We start from the raw sequence: 18,750 nt of genomic DNA, 5'->3' as shown, positions 1-18,750 counted from the left end.
GGATGATGGATGATGGATGACGGATGACAGATGACAGATGACAGATGACAGATGACAGATGACAGATTACGAACGGCAGGTGGTCCGGTCAGCTGCGCTTCCAGAGGCGGTAGGTCAACGCCGGCACCTGTCGGGCCAAGCTGAGAAGATCCTCTACTGGTTCGCCGAGTTCACGTAGAAAATCCAGCGTCTCGGCTGTCTCCACCGCAGACCCATGAGCGACCCGCAGGTGGAACTTGCAGCGGGGCCCGGGGCCAAATGCCTGCCCTTCAGCGATGTTGAGTGTGACGGACAGCGACGCACGCCGCAACTGATCCAGTGCGGCGGCGCGAGAAGGGGTCCAATGGGAGTCAGCGTAGCGATGGATCTGGATGGCGCTCTTGCGCGCCATCAGCCAGGTGCGGAGGTCTCGGTAGGAAGCCATCTCGAATGGATAGTGGTGCGAATGGAGCGGATACGAGGCATTCGAACGCAAACATCAATCGAGAAACGCAGTCAAACGACATCCGTCATCCGTCATCCGTCATCCGTCGTCTGTCATCTGTCATCTGTCATCTGTCATCCTCAGTACCCCTCTCTCCCCATCGCCTTGAACGTCAGCACTTTGCCGAGTTCCACCCCCGGCTGATCAAACGGATCGACATCATAGTAGATGCCGGCGTAGCCGGTCGCGATCTGGAAGAACATCAGCAGCCGGCCGAAGTGGCGGGCGTCGACCGTGTCGAGCTCGATGGTGCAGCTCATCCGGCCCTGCGAGCGCAGCGCCTCGCGCGTCGCGAGGAACTCCTCATCGAGCAGCTTGCCGAGCGTCTGGCCCCGGAGGTAGCCGAGGTGCGTCTCAAGCGCGTCATCTTCTCGCTTCTCGCTTCGCGCTTCTCGAGACGGGATCTCGAGCATTCCGACCGTGTCCTTCACCCGGATGAACGTGATCGTCTTGTCGTAGGGACCCTCGATGAAGAGCTGCACCTGAGAGTGCTGATCGGTGGCCCCGACGGCTCCCACTGGCGTGGGGCCACGGTGGACTTCGAGGCCGCTCCGGTCGACCCGCTTCCCCAGACTCTCGGCCCAGAGTTGCCGGTACCACTCGGCCAGGTCGCGGAGCCGGTCGGAGTAGGGCATCACCACGTGGACGTTGGCCGCGCGCGTCGCCTGGGCCTGATGCTGGAGCGCCGCCCATCGCGCAGCGGGGTTTCGGTCCAAAGTGTCGGCCTCGGCCTCGTCAACCGCTTCCTGAGCGCCCGCCAGCATCTCCGCGAGGTCCATCCCCAGCAGCGCCGCCGGCACCAGCCCCACGGGTGTGAGCACCGAGAACCGCCCGCCGACTTCCGGCGGGACATCGAAGGCCACGATGCCCTCGGCCTTGGAGATGACTCGCAGCGCGCCCTTCACCGGATCGGTGGTAATGACCAGATGCCCCTTGGCTGCTTCGGCACCGACAGCCCGGTCGAGCCACTGCCGGACAATCAGATACTGCGCCAGCGTTTCCGCCGTCCCGCCCGACTTCGAAATCACGTTCACGATGGTGCGGCGCGGATCGAGTCGGTCGAGCGCAGCCGTCACACTGACGGGGTCGACATTCTCGAGGATGGTAAGCGTCGGCCAGCCATCGCGACGGTCCCGGCTCTCTTCGTTCCACGCCGGCGGCTTGAGCGCGGTGAGCATCGCCTTGGGGCCGAGGGCCGAGCCGCCAATACCGAGCAAGAGGATGTGGTCGAAGCGGCCACGTTGCAGTGCGGCCCACTCCTGGATCTTCGCCACCGTGTCCGGCTGCTGCCCCAGCGAGAGAAAGCCGTAGTCACCAGTTGCGCGACGGCGACGAACCTCGGCCTGAACGGCCGGGAAACGCTCGGCCAGTGCGGTGCGCAGGGCAGGGTCGAGCCCGTGGACGCCGTCAAGCGCGTCACGGGTCATCAGGGCATCATCGAAGCGGAGGGTCATCGGAAGATCTCCAGCACGAGGCCGTCGTGGCCTGGTTCCACGCCCGCGGGCAACTTCGCGAGCAACTCGCGATGACCGGTCTCGTGGGTGAGATGAGTAAGGTAGGTCCGTTCCGCGCCGACCGCGTGGGCCACCTCGATCGCATCGGGGATCGACAGGTGCGTCGGGTGTTCACGCCACCAGAGCGCGTTGAGCACCAGCACCTTCACTCCTGCAAGCTGCTGGCGCTGCGCCTCGTTCACGCGCTTCACATCGGTGAGATAGGCAACGTCGCCGATGCGGTAGCCGAAGACGGTCGCGTGACCGTGCTCGAACTGGAGTGGCAATACCTCGACTCCGGCGATCGACACTGCGCGATCGGGCTGCAGCGGGTTGAGCGTGAGCGACGGCTTCGATGTGCCCGCGATCGGTACGATGCTGCCATCGAAGATGTAGTTGAACGCCCGACCAAGGTGTGCCATCGTGTCGGCCGGGCCGTAGAGCGGCAGCGGGGCGCCCTGCTTGAGCGAGAAGGAACGGAGGTCGTCGATCCCGTGGGTATGGTCAGCGTGCTGGTGGGTATAGAGGACGGCATCGATTCGCTTGACGCCGTTCCGCAGCAACTGCAATCGCAATTCCGGCGGGGTGTCGATGAGGATTGTCGCGCCACCGGCTTCGATCAGGGCGCTCGTGCGACTCCGCTGGTCGCGCGGATCCTCCGACCGGCAGACGGCGCAGCCGCACCCGATCTGGGGGACTCCCATCGAAGTCCCCGTCCCGAGCAGGGTCAGCCGCATTCCCTAGATGGTCTCCACCTTCAGCAGGTTGGTGGTACCCGGCACGTCGAAGGGGACGCCACAGGTCACCACGATCCGGGACCCCTCACGGGCGATGCCGCGGGCCAGCAGTTCGGTCCGCGCGATCTGCCACATCGGATCGTAGTTCTTGAGATGCGGCATCAGCACCGGAACCACGCCCCAGACCAGGGCGAGCTGGTTGTAGGTCTCCGCCTCGGGCGTGAACGCCATGATCGGGACCTTGGGGCGGTAGGAAGACACTGTCCGGGCGGTGAAGCCACTCGACGTGAAGCAAACGATTGCCGAGGCACCAAGCAGGTCTGCCGCGGCAGAGACGGCCACGGAGATCGCGTCCTCGACCGGTGTGTGGCCGGCTTCGGTGCGGGCGAAGTGCGGGGCAGGGATCTGCCAGCGGCGGCGCTCCCCCTCTGAGGGGCGATGGCGATGTGCCTCGACCTCGCGGGCAATCCGGTCCATCGCAAGGACCGCCTCGAGGGCGTAGGAGCCCACGGCGGTCTCCGCTGACAGCATCACCGCGTCGGTCCCGTCGATCAGCGCGTTGGCGACGTCGGACGCCTCTGCGCGGGTCGGCCGGGGATTGGTAATCATCGATTCCAGCATCTGGGTCGCGGTAATTACCGGCTTACCGTGCCGGTTGGCGCGCGCAATGATCCGCTTCTGCACCAGCGGGACCTGTTCGAATGGCAGCTCGACGCCGAGGTCGCCACGTGCCACCATCATCGCGTCGGAGGCCTCGAGGATGCTGTCGAGATTCTTGAGGGCCGTGTCCTTCTCGATCTTGGCGATCAGCTTGACGTGCTTCGGAATGATCCGCCGGAGGTCCTGCATGTCCTCGGGGCGGCGCACGAACGAGACACCGAGGTACTCGATCCCCAACGCAACGACACGGAGGACTTCCTCGCGGTCCAGATCGGTGACCGCCGGGGCGCTGACATCAGCGCCGGGAAGATTCATCCCCTTGTTGGGTTTGAGCAGGCCACCATAGACGACCTTTCCCTCCACCCGGTCCCCCCGCACTGCGACGACGTCGACCGCGAGCAGCCCGTCGTCGAGGAGGATCCGCGATCCCGGCCGCACGTCGCCGGCCAGCTCGGGGTAGGTGGTTGGGATGTCGCCTTCCTGAGCGGTGGCTTCAGGGGCAAACCAGACGATCTGGCCCGGGGTGATCGTGATGGCCTCGGGGAGCTTGCCCACCCGGATCCGGGGTCCGTGGAGGTCGACCAGGATGCCGGTCGGCTCCCCTCGTGCCTGCCGGATGGAGTGGATCTGGCGAATCCACCGTTCCCGGATTGCCGGGGTGCCGTGGGAGGCATTGACCCGGATCAGGTTGACGCCAGCGTCGAGGAGGGTGTGCATCCGCTCCTCACTCTCCCACGCGGGCCCCAGGGTCGCGACGATCTTGGTCCGACGAAACGATTCACCCGGCATCAGTTCAGCTCACTCCAGAAAGGGGCCCGACACACTCTCGGGGCAGGGAAGCCCACAAGTATAGCGTCCATCGTCCCCCTTCTCATCGGGGCAATCACCGGCGCCCTCCGAAGGGTCGACGCCCAGCCCCCTTGACGTCGGAAAATCGTCACTTCACCACAGTTGTCGTGGATTGTGGAGAGGTGGTTATCCACACGCCGACGAGCCGGACTCGGCATCAGCTCAGGAGCCGGAATGAGTGCCCGCTCATTGACGCACGAACTTTCCACACCGTGAAATTGCGACATCACAGTGCTGAAATGACTGCTCACATTTGTGGATTGGAAAACTTTTCCACGCCGGAATCTGGGGAGAACTCCGGCTCACGGTAACCAAGTCGTCTGGTTGCAACAAGTTCTGGTCAACATGGGTTTTCCACCTTACTCGATTTTCGTAACTCCATGTTCAACAATTGGTTCACATGCGCAACTCATGTGGAAAATCAGGGTTGTGACAGTGTCGCATCTCGCTCTTCGGAGGGGTCCGGAGGCCACCCAAGCGCTTGTCGAATCGGAGTTTGCCCTCGTCATGGGCGAGCCATAGATTGTGACGGATGGTTTCCAATTCGACTCGGGGAGATGTGATGACCGTGGGGAGCACGAAGGGGCTGGAGCTGTTCGGCGGGGCAGTCACGAGGGCCGGGAGTGGTGTGGAAATGTCCCGACCCGAGCTGCTCCGTTCGGACGCGATGGATGCGCTGGTGGCAATGGCGGTCTTCGGCGAGAGCGCCGATAAGGAGGGTGCCCGCACCTTACTCTGGCAGCTCGGCCAGGCCGCCGGGGTCAAGCCGGCGTCAATCCACGACCTCTACCTCGCCCGAGGGCGGGGGGAGTGTTCCGGCTTCACCGTCCCTGCCATCAACATCCGGATGATGGCCTACGATACCGCCCGGGCCGTATTCCGTTCGGCCCTCAAGATCGATGGCGCGGCCATAATCATCGAGATCGCCCGGTCCGAGATCGCCTACACGGATCAGCGTCCGGCCGAGTATGTGGCGGTCCTGATCGGCGCGGCCCTTCGGGAGGGGTATCACTTCCCCCTCTTCATCCAGGGGGATCATTGCCAGGTCAACGCCACCAAGTACCAGGCCGACCCCGAGCTCGAAGTCGGCGAGGTCAAGAAGCTTATCGCCGAGGAGATCGCCGCCGGCTTCTTCAACATCGACGTCGACACCTCCACCCTGGTTGATCTCTCCTTCCCGACCCTCGACGAGCAGCAGCGGACCAACTACGAGCGCGCGGCCGAGATCACTCAGTTCATCCGTGACCGTGAGCCGGCCGGAGTCACCGTCTCGGTGGGAGCCGAAATCGGTGAGGTCGGTCACAAGAACTCCACGGTGGAGGAGCTCCACGCCTTCATGCAGGGGTTCAATCGGACCCTTGCGGCCAAGGGTGACTACGCCGGCATCAGCAAGATCTCGGTCCAGACCGGGACCTCGCACGGTGGCGTGGTCCTCCCGGATGGCACCATCGCCGACGTCAAGCTCGATCTGGTGGCCCTCGAGGCCTTGAGCAAGGCCGGGCGCGAGGACTACCAGATGGGGGGAGCCGTCCAGCACGGGGCGTCCACGTTGCCCAGCAACGCCTTCGGCAACTTCCCGCGGATCGAGACGGTGGAGATCCACCTTGCCACCAACTTTCAGAACATCGTCTGGGACCACCCGGCGCTCCCGTCGGAACTCCGCGACCGCGCCTATCGCTGGCTCGACGCGAATGCGCAGTCGGAGCGGAAGGCCGGCGATTCCGACGAGCAGTTCTACTACAAGGCCCGCAAGAAGGCGATCGGGCCGTTCAAGCAGGAGATGTGGTCGCTCCCAGCCGACGTTCGTCAGAAGATTGGCGCCGACCTCGAGAAGACGTTCGGCTTCCTCTTCGACCAGTTGGGTGTGAAGGGGACATCGACGCTGGTTCGGAGCCATATTACGGCGCCTTCACTCGCTGCCGGCGCCCTGGCGCACAGCGGGGCACAGGCCGAAGACGATCCCGACGCGGGCGAGTAGCCCGCAGGAGAGTGGGTATGGGTTTGCGTGACGATCGCGAGTTCACCGTCGTCGAAAGCGACGGCGCATCTGGTGTGAAGTGGTTTCTCTTCGGAGCGGTGCTCGGCGCCGGCCTCGGGCTCCTCTTTGCTCCGCAGGCCGGTGAGCGGACCCGCCGGGACATCAGCAAGCGGGCGCGTCGCCTGAAGGCCGAGGCCGAGGATCGCTTCGACGAATTGACGGACGAGATCGAGACCCGCGGTCGGAAGCTCAAGTCCACCGTGGCGGAGTGGGCCGACGACGTGAAGGGCGAGGTGCGCGATGGTCGCCGTGCGGTACAGGAGACCGCGGCCGGTGCGCGCGATGAACTCGAGCGCCGGCTCGCCGACGCCCGGGCGCGGCGACGAGCCACCATCGCGGCCGATGGCGTGGCCGATGATGACGACGACGATGACACCGACGCCTGAGTGAAGGCAGCCGCCGTACCTCCCCCACAGAGCCCGCCACCCAGCGGGCTCTCTGGCGTGGCGGGACTGCCGCGCTGGCTGCTCCACCTCCTCGAGGTGCTCGACCGCGCCAACCTGCCGTTTCTGGCCTCGGCACTCACGTTCGATGCAATGCTGGCGCTGATCCCGCTGGCAATCCTGATCATCGCGGGGCTGGGCTATCTCCTCAGCCAGACGGCCAATTTCGGCTCGGCCGATCCTGCTGCGGTGCTCTCGGCCTTCCTCCCCGACCATAGCCACTTCACCACCGACGACCCGTTCGCGCTGGTCGAGAGCATCTTCGACAAGATCCGCGGCTACCGGAGCCAGCTGACGCTCTTCGCCATCCCGGCATTCCTCTGGTTCAGCACCCGCCTCTTTGGAGCCATCCGGACCTGTCTCTCGTCGATCTTCCAGGTCCGGGCCCGCCCTGCCCCTGGTGGCTTCGTGGTGAGCTATCTCGTCGGCTACCTCTTTGCGAAGTTGCGCGATCTGGCGATGGTTGCCGTTGTCGTGGTGCTCGCGCTCGCGAACACGATGGTCTCGGCAGGGCTGGCCCTCTTCAAGGCTCGGGGCGTCGCGCTCGACCCGCCGTGGACCTTTTTCGTGAGCGGCCTGGGCCAGATCCTCGGCGCCATGGTGGCAATCCTCTTCTCGATGTCGCTCTTCATGGCCCTGTACCGCTACGCCTCGCCGAAGCGACTCGCGTGGTCGGGGGCACTGCTCGCCAGCACGGTCGCGACGGCGGGATTCGAAATCGCCAAGCGGTTGTTCGGGCTCTACCTGACGTACCTGAACCGCGGCGGCCAATACTCGGTCGACGCCAATGTCGGCGCCGCGCTGTTGATCATCCTCTGGCTCTGGTACATGTCTCTGGTCTTCCTGATTGGTGCCGCCGCGGCGGACGTCTGGGACCGCGCTCACACGGCGAAGCTGCTGGCTGCCGCGCAGGCGGCGCCACCGCCGCCGACACCGACAGACGAGAAGCGAGAGGCGAGAAGGGAGAAGGGAGACTAGAGACTTGAGACTAGAGACTAGAGACTCCCCCTTCCCATCACCCTTCTCCCTTCTCCCTTCTCCCTTCTCCCTTCTCCTCGTAAACTCATAGCTGGCGACTCCCGCTGGTTTCCCTCCCTCCCTTCCGCAGATCCCTATGACAGTCCTGCTGCCATTTCGCCGACTCCTGCTCGCCGCACTCCTGCTCGTGCCGTCGGTCCTCAGCGCCCAGGGAGGTAACAACTGGTCGTTCTATGGCTACGCCCCCTATCGCGCCGGAGTACCGCGTCCTGATTCGCTGCTGGGGCACCCCATCGGCAGCCGCCAGACGATGTACCACGAGCAGCAACGCACGCTCGATGCGATGATTGCCGCGGCGCCCGACCGGGTCCGCACGGAGGTCACGGGGGCGACCGCTGAAGGGAAGGTGATGCGGCTATTGATCATTTCCAGCCCGGCCAACATCGCGCGGCTGGAGCAGATCCGGGCTGACGTTGCCGCGCTGGCCGATCCGCGGAAGACATCCCGCGCCGACGCGGCAGCGATTGCCGCCAGGACGCCGGCAATTGCCCTCTTCTCGCACTCGATCCACGGCAACGAGCCCGCTGGTTTCGAATCGGCGATGATGACCGCGTACACCCTGCTTGCCTCCGAGTCGGCACAGGTCAAGGCGATCCTCGACAACACGGTCGTGATCATCAATCCGTCGCAGAACCCCGACGGGCACGAGCGCTTCGCTGCGTGGAGCAACTCGCTCGCCCTCGGCAGCGGTGAGTCGATGGCGCTCGAGGGCGGCGAACCGTGGTCGATTCAGGGGCGGCTCAACCACTATCGCTTCGACATGAATCGCGATCTGGTGGCGCTGTCGCAGGCGGAGTCGCGCGCGACAGCCGGGGCCGTGCGTCGCTGGCATCCGCAGGTCTTCGTCGACCTGCACAGCACCACGGCACAGTACTTCTTCCCGCCCGCCGCGATGCCGATCAACCAGAATCTGCCCGCTGCGAGCGTGAAGTGGCTCGAGGCATTCGGGAAGGGAAATGCCGCGGCGTTCGATGCCAACAGCTGGCCCTTCTTCGTACGCGATGAGTTCGACCTCTTCTACGCCGGTTATTGGGATTCCTGGCCTTCGCTGAACGGAGCGACCGGGATGACCTTCGAAACCGACGGCGGACCGCGGCTCGCGACCACGAAGGATGACGGCACGGTGACCACCTTCCGCGATGGCATCGCGCATCACTTCGTCGCGACCATGGCGACGGCCGCGACCCTCGCGGCAAACCGTGAAGCGCGGCTCAAGGACTACTACGAGTTCTTCGCGACCGCACTCGCCGAACCGGTCGGGCGCGCGGTGCGCCGCGTCGTGATTCTTCCGGGGAATGATCCGGCACGGACGCGCGAAGTGATCGACCTTCTTGCCTTCCAGGGTGTGGAAGCATCGGTGCTCACCGAGCCGTGGACGGCGCTCCGCGCCAACGACTATCTCGGCGGACCCGCGGCGCGAAAGACCTTTCCGGCAGGATCCTACGTGGTGGACTTCGCGCAGCCGCAGGGCCGACTCGCCGCCGCGATGCTCGAACCGAAGTCGACGATCGACTCCGCCTTTGCGCGGCAGGCGCTCGATCGTTGGGAGCGCAACCGTCGCCGCGGCGACGACGCACCTCGCGAGGACTACGAGTTCTACGATGTGACCGCGTGGGCCCTGCCACTGGTGCATGGTCTCGATGCAGCCTGGACCGACGAACCGGCCCCCAGCGCCAGCCGCCCTCTCGCCGATATCGGAACCGCCCAGGTGTTGATCGACGCGCCGCCGCGTGCCCAGAGCGCCTACCTCTTTGCCGGGGGCACACGGGCCGCCGAGGTGCTGGCGATGCGGTTGCTCGCTGAGGGGTTCGTGGTGAACGTGGCAACGGAGCCGACCCGAGCGGATGGCACGACCTATCCCGCGGGAACCTTCCTGCTACGTGTCGGTCGCAACCCCGAAACGGTGCACGGGCGCATTGCGGCACTCGGCCCGGCGAACGGTGTGGCAGTGAAGGCGATCCAGTCGGGGTTCCCCGACGCGGGGAGCGCCGGCGTGGGAAGTCCGACGATGATACCGGTGCGGGCACCGAAGATCATCGTGGTGGGTGGCGATGGTGTCTCGCAGACGTCGTTCGGCGATGTCTGGTGGTATCTCGAGAAGGAGTTGCACCAGACTTTCACTGCGGTCGATGCACGACGCCTGAGCGGCGCGTCGCTCGAGCGCTTCAACGTGATCATTCTCCCCGAGGGGAGTTATGCCGGGGCGCTGGGCGCCAGCGGAATGAACCGGTTGCGCGACTGGGTGCGCGGCGGTGGGGCCCTGATTGCGCTCGGCTCGGCGACGTCCGTGCTCGAGAACAAGGAGATGGGATTGCGGAGCGTGGCCGACGAGCCCAAGGACGACAAGAAGAAACTCGAGCCGGGTGATACCGCGATCACCTCGACCGGCGCGCGGGCGCCGTTTGTGAGCCCGAGTGCCAAGGGCAACAGCCGGCCCGAGGGAGTCCCGGGGGCGATCGCGCGCGCAACGCTTGATCTGTCGCACTGGCTCACCTGGGGCTACACCCGCGACAAGCTCGCGGTGCCGGTGCCGGGTGATTTCCTGAAGCCTTCAAAGACCGGCGAGAATGTGGTGGTGTTCGACGAGAAGGATCCGGTGCTCGCCGGATTCTCGTGGCCCGGCAACACGGCGAAGTATCTCAGCGGTTCCGTGTGGGCGAGCGTGGAATCGGCGGGGCGCGGGAGTGTCATTGCATTCGCCGAGAATCCGTTGTTCCGCGGTTTCTGGCGCGGGACGGCGATGCTGTTTACCAACGCGGTGCTGTTTGGAAGTGGGCGGCCGTAGGGCGCCCGACCCGGCGCACTGCAGCAAAGGATACGAACTTCCCGGCCCGGCCCGGGGCTCCCGATCCGGGGGGCCCCGGGCTATTTTGCTGGTGCCCCAGGTCCGAAGGGTGCCGGCGCGTGAACCGCGTCAGAGCCTAGCGGCAGCAGCGCTAAGCGATGTCCGGTGTCGCTTCGGGGTGCCTGGGGCACTTCGTTTTTCCTACCGCGCGGGAATACCCGATGTCGATCGCTCTCGCCCGCCGCTACCGGCCTCGCCGGTTTGCCGACCTCCTCGTCCAGGACCACGTCGCCGCCGCCCTGCGTGGTGCCGTCGCCAAGAATCGTGTCGGGCACGGCTATCTGCTCACCGGCCCTCGTGGCGTGGGCAAGACGACCGCCGCGCGCATCCTGGCGATGGCGCTCAATTGTGAGCGACGCGATCGCGAACACCCCACCGGTGAGCCGTGTGGTGAGTGCGGCGCCTGTCTCCGCATCTGGAACGGCTCGGCCAATCTCGACGTCGTCGAGATCGACGCAGCTTCCAATCGCGGCGTCGATGACGCGCGCGACCTTCGTGAACGGGCGATGTACGCCGCGTCCGAACCCGGTCATCACAAGGTCTACATCATTGACGAAGCGCACATGCTCACGCGTGAAGCGTGGAATGCGCTGCTGAAGATCCTCGAGGAGCCGCCGCCGGGGGTGGTGTTCGTCTTCGCGACCACCGAGCCGCAAAAGATTGCCAACACGGCCGCACCAGTGATGTCGCGGTTGCAGCGCTTCGATTTCCGGCGTATCGGCCCGCTGGCGATTCAGTCGCGCCTGCGCGCCGTGCTCGACGCCGAGAAACTCGACGCCGAAGATGACGCGCTGCTGCTGATCGCGCGTCACGCCGATGGCGGCATGCGTGACGCCCTGTCGGTGCTCGATCAGTGCATCTCGTTTGGTGATGGGCCGCTCACCGCCGAACGGGTCCGCGATGTCCTCGGCCTCGTCAACGACGCGGCCTACGCCGCCATCCTGACGCTGGTGGCCGATCGTCGTCCCGCCGATGTCTTCAGTGTCATGGATACCGTCGCCGACGCCGGCGCCGATCTGGTGGAATTCGCCGGTGGCCTCGCCGACCTGCTGCGGGCCCTCGTGATGCGTCACTACGGGGCGGAACCGGAAGGGCTGCCGGAATCGACGAGGGCCGTCCTGGCGGCCGCGGCCGAGCGCCTGAGCGCCGAAGACGTGGTCCGGATGATCAAGCTGCTCACCGACACCGAGCCGGCGATCCGCCGAAGCGCGAACCCCCGCCTCGTCCTCGAGACCCTGCTGCTCCGCTGGGCGATGATGGATCGGATGCTCGACCTCAAGGCCTTGCTCCGTGGTGAGACTCCCGCTGCCTGGGTTCCCTCAGCCGGCGCGCCGGTGCAGCCGATACCTCAGGAGCGAAGTGCGCCCTCGGCGCGGGCGGCCGTCACCCCTGCAGCGCCGGCGAGCCCGGTTCCGGCGTCGAGTCCTGCGGCGCCAGAGGGAGCAGCACCGAGCATGGCGGTGCCGCAGAGCGCCGAGGCGCTCCTGGCGATCTGGCCCGACGTGCTGGCCACTGCGACCCGGCAGAGCCGGTTGTTGGCTCAGGCGCTCGATCATGCCACAGCACGGCTCCAGGCGCCGGGGAAGGTGGTTCTGGCGTTCGGACCGGACAGCGCCGTGTTTCAGGAGGGGGTCGAGCGCCAGCTTGCCGTGGTCGAGACTATCCTCTCGGCCCGGATGGGCGTCACCATGACGGTGAAGCTGGAGCAGGGTGCCAGTGGCTCGGCCCCGACTCAACCCAAGGGAAAGCGCCTTTCCGCCGAGGACTTGCGGGCCGATCGGCTCCGGGAGCTCCGGACCCGTGATCCGGCGCTGGATGCGGCAGCAGACTCGTTAGATTTGGAGCTCGTGGACGAGGGGTGAGCCCTCCCACCGTACCGGCTTCCGAAGGCAGGATGATGCGGGATACATCAGCAGAATCGAAGGAATCACTTCAGCTCCGTTCGCGCGTCGAGCGGCAGCTGGTCAATCTGGACACCGCCCTGACCCGGGCGCGTGCCGAAGCCACTGCAGGCGGTGGCCTCGTCCGCGTGAGCGTTGATGGGCTGCATCGCGTCCGCGACCTCGTGATCGCTCCCGAAGCGTTCGAGCAGCGTGACGCTGCCTTGCTCGCGGATCTTGTGATGTCGGCGATCGCCGAGGCGCAGCGTCGGGTCGAGATCGTCGCCACCGAAGCGACCGACGGCGTCATCGCGGCGGCGGACGACGCGGCACCCTGATTCCGTGAGCGCCCTCGAGACGCTCATTGGCGAACTCGCGCGGCTTCCGGGAGTGGGGCGGAAGACCGCGCAGCGGCTCGCCTACCATCTCCTGCAACAGCCTCGGGATCGGATGGCCTCGCTGGCCGGCGCGCTGGTCGCTGTGGCCGAGCGGGTGCATCCGTGCACCCAGTGCGGGCAGCCCACCGAGGGTGAAGTCTGCACGATCTGCAGTGATCCGCGCCGCGATTCGGGCGTACTCTGCATCGTGGAGGAACCCAGCGGGGTGGCGGTGCTCGAGCGATCGGGCGCCTTTCGTGGTCGCTACGTCGTGCTGGGCGGCCGGTTATCGCCGCTCGATGGCATTGGCCCCGATGCACTGCGGATCGACCTGCTTGAGCGGCGGCTGGTAGCGGGAGAGGTGCGCGAGGTGATTCTGGCCACCAATTCCTCGCTCGAGGGGGAGGCCACGGCCACGTACCTGCAGCAGGTCCTCGCCGGACACGCCGGAGTGCGCGTCTCCCGTCTGGCACGCGGCCTGCCGGTTGGTGGAGAGCTGGAATACGTTGACGGGGTCACCCTGACCCATGCCCTGACCGCTCGCGAGGAGTTGTGATGTCCCGTCGTCCCTTTCCGACCACCACCTTTCTCGGTGCCGCCGCAGTTGGCGTCCTCGGAGGATGGCTGCTGGCCGGTGGGTATGACCATCGTCATCGTCGCAATCTCTTCTCCGATCGGCGGCACCGGCGCTTTGCGGCACTGGGCTGGCTCGAGCGATCACAGGAGCCGGAGGCGTTGCCGCTCCTCCTCGACTACGTCGCGTGGGAAACGGTCCCCGTGTTGCAGGGCCGCGCGCGCCGCCTGATTGCCCAGCTCGAGGCGATCGCGTGACCGCCCCACGTGCGGCATCGTGGGCCTTTCACGAGGAAGATTCGCAACGGATCCGCGGGGTGCTGGTGGATTTCCTGCGAGATGCCTCGGGGCGCACGGCCCTGCTGGTTGACCGCGCCGGGCAGATGCTCATCACCGTTGGTGAAACGCCAACCTTCGACCCGACCGCATTCGCCTCGTTGACGGCTGCCGATTTTTCGGCGAACGATCAGTTGGCCCGCCTCCTCGGTGAGCCGGAGTTCGGCGCGCTCTTTCATCAGGGTGAGAAGGAATCGCTCTACCTCGCCGACATCGCCCGGCGCGTCATTCTTGTCGTCCTGTTCGACAATCGTACCACCCTCGGCCTGGTGAAGCTGCGGATGCGCAGCGCAGTGTCGGAGCTCACCACGATCTTCACCGCGATGTTCGCCCGTGATGCGGGCACCACGACCCAGGTGGACGCCGGGTTCGTGGATGCGGCCGAGGACGAACTCGATAAACTCTTCGGCGCCTGAGAGGTCGACCAGGATGTCCTTGATCAACTACGCATCACGCGAAATCAACTGCAAGATCGTCTACTACGGGCCCGGGCTCGGTGGCAAGACGACCAATCTCGAGTATGTCTACGAGAAGGTCGCGCCGTCGTCGAAGGGGAAGCTGATCTCGCTCGCGACCGAAACCGAGCGCACCCTCTTCTTCGATTTTCTCCCTGTTGATCTCGGCACCATTCGCGGCTTTCGCACCCGCTTCCATCTCTACACCGTGCCGGGTCAGGTCTACTACAACGCGTCGCGCAAGCTGATCCTGAAGGGCGTCGACGGTGTGGTGTTCGTGGCCGACTCGCAGATCGACCGGATGGAAGCCAACCTCGAAGCGATGCAGAACCTGTACGACAACATGGCGCAGCACGGCTACGACCTCACCCATCTGCCGTTTGTCATCCAGTACAACAAGCGAGACCTCCCCAATGCGGCCGCCATCGGCGATCTCGACGCGGCACTGAATCCGGGGTGGCCGGTCGAAGATCCCGAACGCCAGAAGGTGACGCCCGACCCATACCGCCCGGGCGCCTACCTCGTCTCGGAACAGAATGGCGTCTGGGTCGAGCGAGTGCCGACCTTCGAAGGCGTCGCGGTTCGCGGCGACGGCGTATTCGATACCCTGAAGGCGGTCAGCAAGCTGGTACTCAAGACACTGGGATGACCCGCCCTACGGTCTGGACCCTCCCCAACATCCTGACGGTCGCACGCATTGCGATCACGCCGGTGGTGGCCTTCCTCCCCTTCATTCAAGGGTACTGGCCCAAGCTCGCCTGCTTCGTGATCTTCGTGACGGCCGCGGTCACCGATGTGATCGACGGCCGCATCGCGCGCGAGCGGGGGCTGGAGTCCGATCTCGGCCGCACGCTCGATCCGCTCGCCGACAAGCTGCTCCTCTTCGCGACCCTCGGCCCCATCTGGTGGATTTCGCAGCAGCGTCACGAGCTCTACGACATTCCGGTCTGGGGAAGTATCCCGCTCTGGGTCTGCCTGCTGCTCATCGGTCGTGAGTTCGCGATGACGGCGTTTCGCGCCTGGGCGCAGAGCAAGGGTGTGGTGATTGCCGCCGGCAACGCCGGGAAGATGAAAGCCGCCTTGCAGAACGTCTTCATCGGCGGCACACTGGCGTGGTTCGCATTCCGTGATGCCGTCCGGCCGCTCGGCTGGCAATCGTCGCGATTCGCACTCTGGTGGCACCAGTTTCACGGCGGCTTCGTGGCCGCCACCCTTGGCATTGCCCTCACGCTGACGATCTATTCGTTCGTGGTGTATCTGGTGCAGTACCGTCGCCTCTTCCGCTGATCATTCCGTGTATATCGAACTGGTAACTGTGGGGACCGAGCTGCTGCTCGGTTTCACGATTGACACCAACTCCGCCTGGCTCGGCAAGGCGCTCGCCGCCGTTGGAGGGCAGGTCGTCCGCCGCACGTCAGTCGCCGATGCCCCAGCTGCGATCGAGGACGCCGTCAATGCCGCGCTCTCGCGCACCGGGTTCGTGATCACCACCGGTGGCCTCGGCCCCACGCGCGATGACATGACGAAGAACGTCGTCGCGGAACTCCTCGACATGCCGCTGCAGTTCGATGACGCGATCTGGACAATGCTTACTGAGCGGTGGAGTCGACTGGGGCGAATGCTGGTCGAGAGCAATCGCACCCAGGCGATGGTGCCTCGCGGGGCGACGGTGCTCACGAATCACTGGGGCAGTGCGCCCGGGCTCTGGCTGGAATCGCCACGCGGCGTAGTGGTGATGTTGCCAGGCGTACCGAGCGAGATGATCAAGCTGATGGAGCACGAGGTGCTGCCCCGGCTCGCCTCGCGCGGCCACGATACGGTGATTCGTTCGACCACGGTGCGCACGAGCGGCATCGGCGAATCGATGCTGGCCGAAGGAATCGGCGCGCTCGAAGATGCGCTCGCCCCGCTCACACTGGCGTACCTCCCTGGAGTGGCCGGGGTCGACGTTCGGGTCGACGCGTGGGGGCTCACGCCTGCCGAGGCCGACTCCCGGCTTGCCGATGCCAGCGCGCGCCTCCATGAGAACGTCGGGGCCCACGCCTGGGGCGATGGCGAGGATGATCTCGCCGCGCTGCTCCTGGGCCGGCTGCGGGCGCGCCAGCAGACGCTCGCTGTAGCGGAGTCGTGCACTGGCGGCATGCTCGGCGCGCGCCTGACGGAAATCCCCGGCTCGTCGGATGTCTTCCTGGGCGGCGCCCTGACCTACTCCAACGCGTCGAAAGAGCAGCTCGCCGGCGTCCCTGCCGCAGTGCTCGCGGCGCACGGCGCAGTCTCGCAGGAAACGGCCGAGGCGCTGGTGAGCGGCATCGCGTCCCGGCTCGGCGCCAGCACAGCGATCAGCATCACGGGCGTTGCCGGCCCCGGTGGGGGCTCCAACGAGAAGCCGGTGGGGACCGTCTGGATCGCCACCCTGATTGGTGAGAAGGTCCAATCCCGGCGGCTGCAATTTTCCGGAGACCGGAGCGAGATCAGGGCGCGGGCGGTGCAGACGGCGCTGTTTGCCCTGTGGCGGAGAGTCGCAGGGTAGACTCGTTGTCACCCTGAACGAAGTGAGGGGGCGAAGCAGGGAACCGCAGCGATGCCTTGCCCCCTCGCTTTCCTCAGGGTGACAGCCTGTAAGCCATGCTCCGCCCCCTCGCTTCGCTCAGGGCGACATTCATGGGAAGGCGTGTGTTTCGTGCCTGCAACGCGTTCGCCATCTGCCAATCCGGCATTGCTTTAGGGCACACCGGTTGCGTTCCTTTCAGCACACCCGTTTGACCGGAGTATCTGGACTGATGTCTGAGACGCCCAAAACGAATGACGCCGATCTGCCGACCGCGCCCGAGAGTCTGGAGACCGAAGGGCAGGGATACGCGGACGCAGAGGCTTCCGATAATGAATTGGTCCGCGCGCTTGCCGATTCCGAGGACCGCTACCTCCGGCTCGCCGCCGAGTACGACAACTACCGCCGGCGGACGACCAAGGAAAAGACCGAGGCGTTCGACCGCGGAGCATCCTCTCTGGCCGAGCGGCTGCTGGATATTCTCGACGACGTCGATCGGCTGGCTGCGTCCGACCCGGCGACGACCTCGGGTGAGGCCTTCAGAAGCGCCTTCGATCTGATCCAGAAGAAGGTGCGCAAGGATCTCGAGGCGTCCGGACTCGAGCGCATCGAACCGACCGGCGAGCCGTTCGATCCGACGATGCACGATGCGGTCGCGGTGGTGGCCCCGGAGACGCCGGAACAGGATCACACGGTCAAGCAGACCTTCCAGACCGGCTATCGCTTCAAGGGCGTCGTGATCCGGCCCGCGCGCGTGCAGGTGTATTCGGAGCAGGGCGTAGCCTGAGTGGCGAACCAGGACTTCTACGCCCTGCTCGGCGTTCCCGACTCGGCCACACCTGACGAGATCAAGAAGGCGTACCGGAAACTCGCCAAGCAGTACCATCCGGATGCGAATCCCAACAATCCGGCTGCCATGGAGAAGTTCAAGCAGATCTCCGAGGCGAACGGCGTGTTGTCGGATCCGGAAAAGAAGGCGAAGTACGACCAGATGCGTCGCCTCGGCGCCTTCAGCAACTTCGGGAGTCGGCCCCAGTCGCGGCCCAGTGGGCCACGCCCGGGCGGGTCGCCGCCGAGTGACGAGTCGTTCGACGCCGCCGACTTCGGTTCGTTCGGCCTCGGAGACATCTTCTCGTCGATCTTCGGGAAGGGACGCCGCGGCCCGGAAGAGCGCGAGGGCGCCGAGCACGTCGAGGTCACCGTCACGGTGCCGTTCCGCACGGCGGTTGTCGGCGGCAAGGTGCCGGTTACTCTATCGATGACCGACGTTTGCGTCACTTGCGGCGGCAATGGTGCCGAACCGGGCGCCACCTTCACAACCTGCCCTGAATGCAACGGACGCGGCACCATCTCGTTCGGTCAGGGTGGTTTCGCGGTGCAGCGCCCCTGCCCGCAGTGTCGCGGGCGGGGCAAGATTCCTTCGCAGCGTTGCCACACCTGTAACGGCAGCGGCGAGCAGCGCACCGAGAAGCAGATCCTGATCACGGTGCCTTCAGGTACCGAGACCGGCACGAGGGTGCGGATGAAGGGGCAGGGGCCACGTCAGAAGGCGGGCGGGCCAGCGAGCGATGTGCTGGTGAGCTTCACGGTGGAGCCCGATCGCTTCTTCACGCGCGACGGCCTCGACATCAAGTGCGAGATTCCGATCACTCTGACGCAGGCGCTGCTCGGTTCAACCGTTCAGGTGAAGACGGTTGCCGGCACCAAGGTGAAGCTGCGCATTCCGGCTGGTACGCAGCCGGGGCGGAAGTTTCGCATCAAGGGGCAGGGCGTGGAGAAGAGTGGCCAGAAGGGCGATCAGGTCGTCACGGTGACCGTGAAGATTCCGGAGAAGCTCACGCCGGAGCAGGAACAAGCCTTTCGCGAGTTTAATGAAAAACTTGGATGATGGATGACGGATGACAGGTGACAGATGACAGATGACGGATTGTGATCAAGGGTCGACAGCTCACCGAGCTACCGACCCTTTGCTTTCATCCGTCATCCGTCATCCA

18 protein-coding genes and 1 other RNA gene are annotated in these 18,750 nt (G+C 65.5%); 15 read left to right on the top strand and 4 right to left on the bottom strand.

What is annotated here, in order from left to right; genetic code table 11:
- Positions 1–88 precede the first annotated feature (88 nt).
- The 4 genes from V4558_00785 to pyk form a co-directional block, all read right to left on the bottom strand.
- Positions 89–424: a four helix bundle protein gene (locus tag V4558_00785; protein MES2304009.1), complete on the bottom strand. Its 336-nt coding sequence runs from the start codon at positions 422–424 to the stop codon at positions 89–91.
- Positions 425–564: 140 nt separating this feature from the next.
- Entirely contained in the window at positions 565–1,938 is a 1,374-nt protein-coding gene (locus V4558_00780) for a glucose-6-phosphate isomerase (GenBank protein ID MES2304008.1), read from the bottom strand.
- Complete coding sequence (locus V4558_00775) at positions 1,935–2,714, bottom strand: MBL fold metallo-hydrolase (GenBank protein ID MES2304007.1); 780 nt, start codon at positions 2,712–2,714, stop codon at positions 1,935–1,937. Before V4558_00775 ends, V4558_00780 begins: the two co-directional genes overlap by 4 nt.
- A 3-nt stretch (positions 2,715–2,717) precedes the next feature.
- Complete coding sequence (gene pyk, locus V4558_00770) at positions 2,718–4,163, bottom strand: pyruvate kinase (protein MES2304006.1); 1,446 nt, start codon at positions 4,161–4,163, stop codon at positions 2,718–2,720.
- A 592-nt stretch (positions 4,164–4,755) separates the two neighbouring features.
- Here pyk and V4558_00765 point away from each other — a divergent pair.
- From V4558_00765 to V4558_00695, 15 genes are all read left to right on the top strand, one after another.
- On the top strand, positions 4,756–6,201 hold the full coding sequence (locus tag V4558_00765; protein MES2304005.1) for a class II fructose-bisphosphate aldolase: 1,446 nt from the start codon (positions 4,756–4,758) through the stop codon (positions 6,199–6,201).
- Positions 6,202–6,218: 17 nt separating this feature from the next.
- Complete coding sequence (locus tag V4558_00760) at positions 6,219–6,647, top strand: YtxH domain-containing protein (GenBank protein ID MES2304004.1); 429 nt, start codon at positions 6,219–6,221, stop codon at positions 6,645–6,647.
- Between the two features lie 57 nt (positions 6,648–6,704).
- Entirely contained in the window at positions 6,705–7,682 is a 978-nt protein-coding gene (locus V4558_00755; GenBank protein ID MES2304003.1) for a YhjD/YihY/BrkB family envelope integrity protein, read from the top strand.
- 136 nt (positions 7,683–7,818) lie between these two features.
- Positions 7,819–10,527, top strand: a complete 2,709-nt coding sequence (locus V4558_00750; GenBank protein ID MES2304002.1) for a M14 family zinc carboxypeptidase — start codon at positions 7,819–7,821, stop codon at positions 10,525–10,527.
- Positions 10,528–10,620: 93 nt separating this feature from the next.
- Positions 10,621–10,719, top strand: an RNA gene (ffs, locus tag V4558_00745) — signal recognition particle sRNA small type.
- Positions 10,720–10,748: 29 nt separating this feature from the next.
- On the top strand, positions 10,749–12,449 hold the full coding sequence (gene dnaX / locus V4558_00740) for a DNA polymerase III subunit gamma/tau (GenBank protein MES2304001.1): 1,701 nt from the start codon (positions 10,749–10,751) through the stop codon (positions 12,447–12,449).
- Between the two features lie 32 nt (positions 12,450–12,481).
- Entirely contained in the window at positions 12,482–12,805 is a 324-nt protein-coding gene (locus tag V4558_00735; protein MES2304000.1) for a YbaB/EbfC family nucleoid-associated protein, read from the top strand.
- Positions 12,806–12,809: 4 nt separating this feature from the next.
- A complete protein-coding gene (gene recR / locus V4558_00730; GenBank protein ID MES2303999.1) occupies positions 12,810–13,400 on the top strand; it encodes a recombination mediator RecR in 591 nt (196 codons plus the stop codon).
- Positions 13,400–13,675, top strand: coding sequence for a hypothetical protein (locus V4558_00725; GenBank protein MES2303998.1), 276 nt, complete (start codon positions 13,400–13,402; stop codon positions 13,673–13,675). The genes recR and V4558_00725 overlap by 1 nt, the downstream gene beginning before the upstream one ends.
- Positions 13,672–14,169 (top strand): roadblock/LC7 domain-containing protein, encoded by a 498-nt coding sequence (locus tag V4558_00720; GenBank protein ID MES2303997.1) that lies wholly within the window; start codon positions 13,672–13,674, stop codon positions 14,167–14,169. The genes V4558_00725 and V4558_00720 overlap by 4 nt, the downstream gene beginning before the upstream one ends.
- A 13-nt stretch (positions 14,170–14,182) precedes the next feature.
- Positions 14,183–14,857 (top strand): ADP-ribosylation factor-like protein, encoded by a 675-nt coding sequence (locus tag V4558_00715; GenBank protein ID MES2303996.1) that lies wholly within the window; start codon positions 14,183–14,185, stop codon positions 14,855–14,857.
- Positions 14,854–15,495, top strand: coding sequence for a CDP-alcohol phosphatidyltransferase family protein (locus tag V4558_00710; protein MES2303995.1), 642 nt, complete (start codon positions 14,854–14,856; stop codon positions 15,493–15,495). The genes V4558_00715 and V4558_00710 overlap by 4 nt, the downstream gene beginning before the upstream one ends.
- Positions 15,496–15,502: 7 nt before the next feature.
- Complete coding sequence (locus V4558_00705; GenBank protein ID MES2303994.1) at positions 15,503–16,738, top strand: competence/damage-inducible protein A; 1,236 nt, start codon at positions 15,503–15,505, stop codon at positions 16,736–16,738.
- Between the two features lie 250 nt (positions 16,739–16,988).
- Positions 16,989–17,543, top strand: coding sequence for a nucleotide exchange factor GrpE (locus V4558_00700; protein ID MES2303993.1), 555 nt, complete (start codon positions 16,989–16,991; stop codon positions 17,541–17,543).
- Complete coding sequence (locus tag V4558_00695; GenBank protein MES2303992.1) at positions 17,544–18,644, top strand: J domain-containing protein; 1,101 nt, start codon at positions 17,544–17,546, stop codon at positions 18,642–18,644.
- Positions 18,645–18,750: the final 106 nt, after the last annotated feature.

The organism is Gemmatimonadota bacterium (assembly GCA_040388535.1).
Classification (GTDB): Bacteria; Gemmatimonadota; Gemmatimonadetes; order Gemmatimonadales; family GWC2-71-9; genus Palsa-1233.
Note: the sequence above shows the minus strand (reverse complement) of the source record. Positions and strands in the feature narration are given on the sequence as shown.